This window comes from uncultured Methanobrevibacter sp. (assembly GCF_947169325.1).
GTDB lineage: Archaea > Methanobacteriota > Methanobacteria > Methanobacteriales > Methanobacteriaceae > Methanocatella.
The window spans coordinates 1-9,445 of the sequence record NZ_CAMVPN010000086.1 but is presented as its reverse complement, the minus strand read 5'-3'; the positions used below and the strand labels follow the sequence as shown (position 1 = coordinate 9,445).

General features: G+C 32.7%; 7 protein-coding genes. 1 reads left to right on the top strand and 6 read right to left on the bottom strand.

Annotation, left to right across the window (positions count from 1 at the left end):
- From Q0W26_RS10120 to Q0W26_RS10110, 3 genes are all read right to left on the bottom strand, one after another.
- The coding region (locus tag Q0W26_RS10120) for an AMP-binding protein (RefSeq protein WP_298524769.1) at positions 1-4,612 on the bottom strand (4,612 nt) is incomplete at its 3' end.
- Positions 4,613-4,989: 377 nt separating this feature from the next.
- Positions 4,990-6,507 (bottom strand): MFS transporter, encoded by a 1,518-nt coding sequence (locus Q0W26_RS10115; RefSeq protein WP_298524766.1) that lies wholly within the window; start codon positions 6,505-6,507, stop codon positions 4,990-4,992.
- Between the two features lie 193 nt (positions 6,508-6,700).
- Positions 6,701-6,856 carry a hypothetical protein gene (locus Q0W26_RS10110; RefSeq protein WP_298524764.1) on the bottom strand — a complete coding sequence of 52 codons (156 nt, stop codon included), beginning with the start codon at positions 6,854-6,856 and terminating at the stop codon, positions 6,701-6,703.
- A gap of 181 nt (positions 6,857-7,037) precedes the next feature.
- Here Q0W26_RS10110 and Q0W26_RS10105 point away from each other — a divergent pair, with 181 nt between their 5' ends.
- Positions 7,038-7,829, top strand: a complete 792-nt coding sequence (locus tag Q0W26_RS10105) for a hypothetical protein (RefSeq protein WP_298524761.1) — start codon at positions 7,038-7,040, stop codon at positions 7,827-7,829.
- An 81-nt stretch (positions 7,830-7,910) separates the two neighbouring features.
- Here the strand turns inward: Q0W26_RS10105 and Q0W26_RS10100 are convergent, their stop codons facing one another.
- The 3 genes from Q0W26_RS10100 to Q0W26_RS10090 all read right to left on the bottom strand — a co-directional run bounded on the left by Q0W26_RS10100 (position 7,911) and on the right by Q0W26_RS10090 (position 9,274).
- A complete protein-coding gene (locus tag Q0W26_RS10100; protein ID WP_298524758.1) occupies positions 7,911-8,678 on the bottom strand; it encodes a hypothetical protein in 768 nt (255 codons plus the stop codon).
- 13 nt (positions 8,679-8,691) lie between these two features.
- Positions 8,692-8,940: a hypothetical protein gene (locus Q0W26_RS10095; RefSeq protein ID WP_296846756.1), complete on the bottom strand. Its 249-nt coding sequence runs from the start codon at positions 8,938-8,940 to the stop codon at positions 8,692-8,694.
- A gap of 136 nt (positions 8,941-9,076) precedes the next feature.
- Positions 9,077-9,274, bottom strand: a complete 198-nt coding sequence (locus Q0W26_RS10090; protein ID WP_296846758.1) for a hypothetical protein — start codon at positions 9,272-9,274, stop codon at positions 9,077-9,079.
- Positions 9,275-9,445: the final 171 nt, after the last annotated feature.

Here is a 9,445-nt window from a genome sequence, read left to right as displayed (position 1 = left end):
CACCTTTAGGAACACCAGTAGTACCACTAGTATATAAAACGCAAGCAATGTCTTCGTCATCAACTTCAACACTATTCAAATGCTTTGAAGCTGAAATGTCTCCAGAAATGATGTTTGAAACATTAAGTACATCAATATCCAAATCATTCTTAGCAATGATGCTTTTCATGTGCTGTTCGGTATTCCTGTCAACAAGGACAGCTTTGGATTTAGTGTCTTCAAGCATGAAAATAACTCTTTCATCGGGATAGCTTGTATCAATAGGCACATAAATTCCTCCCATTGATAAAACACCCATGCTTGCAAGCAAAAACCATTCACTGCGATTTACAAATAATGCAACATGATCCTGTTTTACAACACCCAATTCATCTAATTTACCTGCAACCTCATTTGCAATGAATGCACCCTGCCCATGAGTATAACTAGTGTCCTCATAACCCACCAACACATTATCTCCATATTCAGATAAATTATCATTAAATGCATCCAGAATATCATCATAAGCCAGTTTATGTTTGGTTTGATTATAACTGTCTAAAAGCTCAATATCCCTATTGGATATGTAATCAATTTCCTTTAATTCGCCAACCCTAATCATTTCATTTAAAATTAACTTATAAGATTGGTTAAAGTGCTCAATGAAATTTTTAGAGTATATTGAAGAGTATAAAATTCTAATCGTTAGCCTATTCTCACCATTGTTAAATATATAGAAAGACAAATCCGCATTCAGGTCATGTTCCAACTCATCAACGCTATATTTCAAATCTTCTTTATTGATTACATCGCTGAAAAGATTATGCGAATATTGGAATAGGATATTTGAGTTCAAATCATAATCACTAGCTAAAATACGGAATGGATACAAATCATACTTCATGATAGAGTTAATTAAATTAGAGGAATATTTGAGATATGAATTAATATCCTGATTTTTGCAATCCATCAGGACAGGCAATGTTTTAACAAACATTCCAACTGACTTAGATAAATCAATATGGCCTCTGCCGTCCTCTATGATATTGAAGAGAACTTTGTCAGAACCGCTGAATCTTGATAAGGTATATGCAAAAACGCTTGTGAAGAACTGGTTATATGTTATGGAATGATTTTGTAAAAATGAACTTAAATATTCCATATCCATATCAAAAGTATCAATAAGTTCAAATTCCTCATCAGTACCGTTCAAAGATGGTAACAAGCCATATACTTCATTATTATCTGCCAGCATATCATCAAAGAATTCACGGGCATTATCCATATAATCGGAATCGATGATTTCTTCAAATGCGATTTGCCTTAACGCTCCTTTATCAATAAAATCAGAATCTTCATTATCTAAAATAGAAGCTAATTTATTTAATAGGATATTCAGTGATGTGCCGTCAAAAATCAAATGATGAAAATCAGCGCATAGAATAATTGATGTGCCCTCATCTGCAACTAAAAATCGGGATAGGCATTTATCAAATTCAAATTTTCTGACAAAAGAGTGCATGTCATTTAAAGACCCTTCAATAATTTCCGGTTCAGCATCAAAAGCAAACGATAAAACTCCCCCATCATTTAAAACGCGAGCTTTCAAAATTGGAAACGCTTCAAACAATTTTATTAAAGCATCTTTTATTTCACCAGCAGAATAATTGTCCTTGAAGTCTATCTTAAATGGATTGTTGTATGCAGTGCCCATGTCATTGACGCTTTCATCAAGATAAACATTTAATTGAGATTCGGATAACGGGCAATGTTTATCAAAAGTGTATTTTTCCTCATCAACTGTTGAACGGACATTTAAATTAAATCTAATGTGATTTGCAATTTCCTGTGGTGTGGAAAGGCCTAACAATTCATTTGAAGATAAGCTGACATCCAATCTTTCATTCAGCAACAACTGCAGTTTCATTGCAGATAGTGAATTTCCTCCCAATGAAACAAAATCATCGTCAATTAAAACAACATCTTGATTTAAAACCTCTTTGAATGCATCAACGACACAAGAAATAACTTCATCAGTTATTTCAATATTTTCATTGTTTGTAACAACTCTCAATGATGATTTATCGATTTTTCCATTAGTATTTAAAGGAATCTTTTCCAATTCAATGAAAACAGATGGAATCATATAATAAGGCAATTCAGTTTTTAAGGCATCTTTAACTTCATTGATATCCAAATCATCAATGGTTGTGTAATAAGCTATTAGGTTATCATTATCAACATCCAGATAAATGTTTGAAATCTCTTCAAAGCTCTTCATGATGGTTAAAATTTCATCGGATTCAATGCGAAATCCCCTAACCGATAATTGATCATCTTCACGTCCAATAATTTCGATTTCACCATCAAAATTATAAAATCCAATGTCTCCTGTGCGATACATTCTCTTATTAATCTCACTGTCACAGTATGGATTGTCCACATAAACTTTCGAGGTTGATTGGGGATTGTTGTAGTATCCTTGAGTGATGGCCGGACTGGAAATGCATATTTCGCCAGGAACTCCAATGGGCATCTGATTTCCATTTTCATCCAAAATGTAAGTCCATGTATTTGCAATAGGTCTGCCTACAGGCACTCGATCATCTTCAATATCATTTAAATCATAAATTTTGGTGATTGCAAAGATAACTTCTGTTGTACCATAAAAATTAACCAATTTGGTGTGCCTATCTTTTTCACTTAATTCATTTAATTTTGCACCTGCTAAAATTAAATAATCAAGTTTCAAATCTTCATTTTCGAAAATAGGAATGCCCAAAGTTGGCGGTAAGATTAAACTATTTATATGAGTTTCCTTGAGAGCTTTAGTTAATAATAAGCTATTCTTTTGTTCATTTTCGTTGAATAACCTGATGCATCCTCCCCAGAACATGGAAGCATTAATCAGGAATGATGCTACAAAGCTGAAACTGGCATATAATCCGATAACATCCCCTGGGGAGACGTTGAACATGTCCCCATATGCAGCATAGAACCACGGGAACTGTCTATTGTGAAACATTACACCTTTTGGAATGCCAGTTGTACCTGAAGTAAATAGGATTGCAAATAAATCATCAATTTTACTGATTATTTCCACGTCCACATCTTTATTACGATTTAAATCTTCAATGGAGATGATATTTACATTCAAATCCAAACTTTCTGCAATGGTCCCCTTTGTGATGAGATGTTCTGTTTCAGAGATATTTAACATATGTTCAATACGATTAACAGGGAATAACAAATCAATCGGGACATAAGCAGCACCAATTTTATTCAATGCCAATACCAATTCCGGAAAATGATAATCACGAGGAAGCATTAACGCTACACGGCTTCCAGGTCCGATATTATGGTTTTCATATAAATCGTTAGCTATGGAATTGCTTGATTTTTCCAGCTCCCCATATGAAACTTGATTGATTCCGTCATCAACTGCAATAGCATCAGGATTGGCGAGTGCATGTTCACGAAATGCTTCAGAAAACAGCTTGTCCTTTTCAACTTCAATGGTTTTTCCGCTGCAATAATCAGAAAGCAACGCTTTTTCTTCATCAGAAAGAATATCAACACTGCTTATTGCCTGATCAGGTGAACTTAAGACATTATTAATTAGGCATTCAATATTTCTCGCCATATGTTTCGCATAGACATCTGAAAACAATTCTGAATTATAAACAAGTTCCAAGGAATTTCCATAGATATTCAATGTTAATGCAGAATATTCTCCAGCATAAACTCTTATATTCTCATCAAAATCATTGAAATCATAAATTGAATAAAAGGATGCATTTTCATCCAAATAATTTTCAACATCAACTGCAGCATGATTCAAAGCGTTTTCAAACTCGGAACGAAATCCATTTAACAAAACACTGAAAGAATCATCATTATTGACATCGATTTTCAGCAATGTACTTTTATCAAATACTTCCGAATCGGTTTTTTTACCTGGAATGATGGTTTTTAATAAACTGCCACCAATTCTATTTATGCGTGAGAGATATAATGAGAAGGCACATCCATAAAAATCAAATAAAGAGCAATCATGATTCTCAATGAATGTAGAAACAGAATCATTATCAACATTGATTATTTGGCTATTACAAGCATTATTTTTTAGATTATAAAAATTGACGTAACTGCTTGAATTAGTGATATGTTTTGTCCAATACTGAGAATCCTTTTTGAAATTAGGGGAATCCAAATAGTCTTTTACACCACTATAATAAATTTCCAAATCCCTTTTTGGATATGATTTATTCAAATCAACAAATAATGCATGAAAATCATTTATTGAGGAATAATCAAATATTAATGAACTGATATTAGCTAAAATTTTTAATCCTTTATTGTTTTTTAAAACTAAAAACTTGTAAAGGGGAACGTTAATAATATAATCAAAGTTGAATCTAAAAAATGAATCGATAATTTTATCAATTTCATCCATTTCCAAATTTGAAACATCTCTAACCTGGTAATTAATATCCTCATCGATTAGATTTGCGTTAAAATTTTCATCAAACTGCCAATTTAGGGCATTTCTGACATTGCTGAAAATGTATTCAATTATTGAATAATCATAATTATCAAAATCTAATAAAAATTTAACTTCATAATGATTCAAATGAAACTCCCCAATATTAAACTAATTGAACTTTAAACAAAATCACGAACAACATGACTTACTTTAATATATAATTTATCAATTCAACAATTTAAATTAATCTTTGTTGAGTATCAATATAACTTGGTTCGGAAACTTCCTTAACAGTTTCGCCCTCTTTAACCTCACCTATCAACAATGGCGAATTAGGATTATGCAACTTTTGGTTCCTTTTAACTAACTTAATGTTGCTGTTGGCGTAACACACTTCAAAATATCTACAACTTTTAGTGAAATTTATCCTATCATACAAACAAAATGAATAAAATCAAAATTGAATAATTTCTGCCAACACTCAAACCATTTTTAAAAAAAAAAGGCAAATGAGAGATTGTCTCTCATTGTTTTTTAATATTTTTATTTTTTATCCGCAGCGTTATAATTAACATAGCTGCTAACACGATGGCTAATCCATACATTACGGTTGCCATTGCATTCTGAATAATTATATCTGCAGTATTCACAACAATACTATCTTGTCCCTCAATAGTGTCTAATTTTTGGAAGTAGTCATAGACCTCCTGATGGAATTGTTCATCTCCTGAATAATCAGGCGCATAGGTATCGACTGCAGTACTAATACCACCCATAACTCCAAGAATTAGAATTATTCCAATGATTGCTGTACCCAATGAGGAACCTAATGTCTCACCAGTTGTAATAATACCAGATGCATTATTTTGGCCTTCAGCAGGAACATCGAATAATGCAACATCCGCTGCTAAAGCCATCATAAAACCAATACCTGTCCCAAGTAAAAACTGCCCCGGAATTAAATCCAGCATATTTACATTTAATTTAAATTGATAACTTAAAATCAGACATCCCACAATAGATATTATACATCCTATTGCCATGAGTGTCTTGTGATTCAGTTTTCCTATTAGATTTGGAGCGGTCAATGAAAAAATAAACAAAGCCATAACAAACGGAAGTGAAGCCAAACCAGTATCGAATGGATTTAACTGCAATACACTTTGGAAAAACAGAACCATTACAAAAAATGTTCCAGATATTACAATATTATATAATAACTTAATAGATGTACCTATACGCAAATTTTTGTCTCTAAATAATTCAACATCAAGCAATGGCACCTTGCCTGACCTTTTTCTTTTGAGTTCAAACCATATAAAGATTGCCAAGACTATCAATCCCAAAATTATCTCAATTATGCTGGCAGCAACATCCTTAGTCAGAGTCAAAATACCAAGCACAAGCAAAAGAAGACATATACCGGAAAGTATAGCACCAATAATATCAAGATCGCTTTTAGATTCAGTAGGCTTAAAATCAGGTATTTTATTTTGCATTACTAAAATAAATAAAATGAATATTAATTCAAATGCGAAAGTGTATCTCCAGCTGAAAAAAGTTGTAATAAGCCCACCAAGGAGAGGAGCTAAAATATCTGCAAGTCCTGCCATTACCCCGAGAGTTGCCAAAGCAATTGTACGCTTTCTGCCGGAATATATTCCGCTTATTATTGAAACTATGGCAGGCAGCATTAATGCCGCAGCAACACCTTTAATCGCTGCCCATCCGACAAAAAACATTGTAACACTTGAACTTAATACTGCAGCAAATATTCCTATACCAAAAAGTGCAGCACCAATTACAAACAGTTTCTTTTTACCAACTATGTCCTGAAGTTTGGTACTGAACAGTATCAGCGCAGCAGTGATAAGAGTACAAAACGACACAATCATTTGAATAGTACTAACATCAGCATTCAAATCAACAACAATTCGAGAAATGCTAACATTCATGAAGAAAGAGTCCAACACTATAATAAAGGAAGCACAAGCCACAACTATTAACGGAAACCAAGAACTTTCGTTAGCCTTTTCATTCATATTTATTAATCCTCCTAATTTTAAAAAATATTTTTACATGCTCTTTTAAACATGAACATAAGTATATTTGATTTCCCAACGATTAAATTTTTGGATGGAATTTTTACATCATACTGCAAGAACACCACAATTCTGTAAGATTGATTTTCAAATGCATTCTATGAACATCAAATATCAAAGGCCTAACTAAAAACTACATCAATCTAGTTTGAGCATCAATATAGCTAGGCTCATTGACCTCTTTTACAACATCTCCCTCATTAACATCCCCAATCAGCAAGGGCGAATCAGGATTATGCAATTTTTGATTCCTTTTGACCAGCTTCATGTTGCTGTTGGCATAACACACTTTAAATTATCTACTACTTTTAGTGAAATTTGTTCGATACAATACGAACAAAAAAAATTAAAAAGTAAATGAATTATCTACTACTTTTTAGTTAAGTTTGTTTTATAGTTAACGAACAAATATTACTTGTCAAATGCTCTCACTAAAATCCTATAATATTAAAAAAATAGAAAGTGATATTATGGACAACGAGTTAATTGAAGAAATACATATTATGAAAAATCACAGTGAGGGAACGGAGCGAATCTACAAACACGCTGTGAAAAAGTATACTGAATTTTGTGGAATGAGTTTGAAAGAACTCCTAGACGAAGCAGAAGCAGAAGAGGATGCAGGTATAAAATGGAAACGCAGAAAATTAAAAAGAAGACTGTTAACCTTCAGGCAATATCTTCTTGACAATTTTTCATTGAATACTGTAAAAGCAATGTTCACACCTATACTTGTAATCTACAGGTATTATGAAATTGAACTTTTCGAATTACCTCCAATAAATAAAAAAGCTGCAAACACATCTACACCCATACAATTTGAGGACCTGCCAGACAAGGAAATCATCAGAAAGGCCGTGGATGTGGCTACACCAACAATTAAACCCATCATATTATTTATGGCATCCAGCGGTTGTGCCAGAATGGAAACACTAAACCTGACAATCGGAGATTATATTGAGGCCGTAAGCGAATACACAAACGAAACCAATATCTTTGATATAATTGCTGATTTGGGTAACTGTGAAGGTGTAGTTCCAACATTTCACATCAAAAGACAAAAAACAGGAAAACATTTTACCACATTCTGCAGTCCTGAAGCAACTCTTGCAATAAACAATTACCTGCTGTGGAGAATAGACTCTTTACTTGATCGCCGTCGACTTTTTAAGGTAGACCCCAATTATTTTACACATGACTTTTCACTCGTAAATGAAAGATTAAACTTTATGGATTTTCATATACACATTTCTGTAAAATAGATTTATCTTTAGCACTGAGATGGAACTGATTGTTTTCATCATACATTGTTATCGTCAATTTGTTTTGCAAGGATTTCTATTTCATTCATGATGTCCTTTTTGTGAGATTTCGATTTTCTTGTCTTCCAGTTCAAGAACTCTGTTTTTGAATAGTCTGTCCATTTCATCCTTGAATAATCTGTTTTTGGCTTCAAATGCTTTGACGGATAATTCTAGATATCTGATTTTAAGTTCTGTAATGTCTATCAAGTATCTGGCCAGACTTTTTTCATTGGCATTGTATCTTACTTCATTATCCAGCTTTTCAAAGTCTATTTCAAGGCCAACCGCATTTTTAGTTATTTTATCTAAGTTTTCCAAACCGGTTTTAATGTCTGTAACCTGCTGCTGGAGAATGGAGTCAATAGCCAGATCGATATTGTCCTCGTGAACGTTATTTTCTGTTATCTGCTTTTGAGTGATGGCTCTGTTTGTCAATGCGTCCTTTTGTCTTGCTCTTGAATCTTTTTCTTTGTCAATTAAATTGTATTTCTTTTTGAATCTGGAAAATGTTGCTCTGCTTACTTCAAATTCATGTTCTTCTGCCAGCCATCTTCTCACGCTTTCATCTGTTGCTCCTTGAGTTTTCATTACCTGTATTTCATCGAGAAGTGTTTCAAGGAAATCTCCTTTTGTTAATTTCAATCCTGCTTTGAACTGTTTGAATGTTGTAAGTGAAACTTCACGATCATATTTTGTTTTTAGCACTTCCAGGATTTCCCTGTTGCTCATTGCCTTCTTGCAGCAGTTGATGATTTCCTGTTCGTGCTGCTCTAGAAAATAGTGTATGTCTGAATTTACTCGACTCATAGTGATGGTTCTCCTATAAATCCCTTAATTCCCTTTCAAGTTCCTGTTTTCTGGCTTCGATTAATCTGTACTCTGTCTGTTTCATAGTCTTTTGGTAATTGGGATTGTTGTGTATTAGTGTTATTGTATCTTCAGCATCGCCGATAGCTATCAGCATTGCTCCAAGTTCGTATGCGTCCTTGTGTGTAAAATTAGATTCTTCCACTATTTTTTTGAGTGTTATTTCAACTCTTGCGCTGATGTTGGTTTTTTCCGGTAACATAATACATATATTTATTATGTATTATATATAAAATTTTATTATAAAAAAAATATAAAAGTAATAATAAATATTACTTTCACTTATGAAAAAAAGTTTCTTTTTAAGAGTTATATACGTGAGATATATTTTTTGAAGCTTATTCTTCATCACCCATTGCATCAAGTTCCTTTTGAAGGTCATGGATTTGCATTTCCTTGTAGAATCTTTCGAACTTGCCTGTTTCAATGAGATAGGCTGAAACTTCAAGAGCATCTCTATAGGTATAGTTAGACTCTTTGATAATTTGCTTTTTGTCTTCATCCATGTAGGATGAGGTATTATTAATATTGGCCATAGCTATTACAACCTGTATATAATAATTAATATAATATTTTATTATTTCAATTATATAAAATTATCATTACCCGACTCTTTCAAAAACTTTGTTGATTTGAAATTTTTTGATGAAATTTAGTTGTGAATTTTTAATTTTATCTAAAAATAGTTAAATTTAATAAATAGGTGG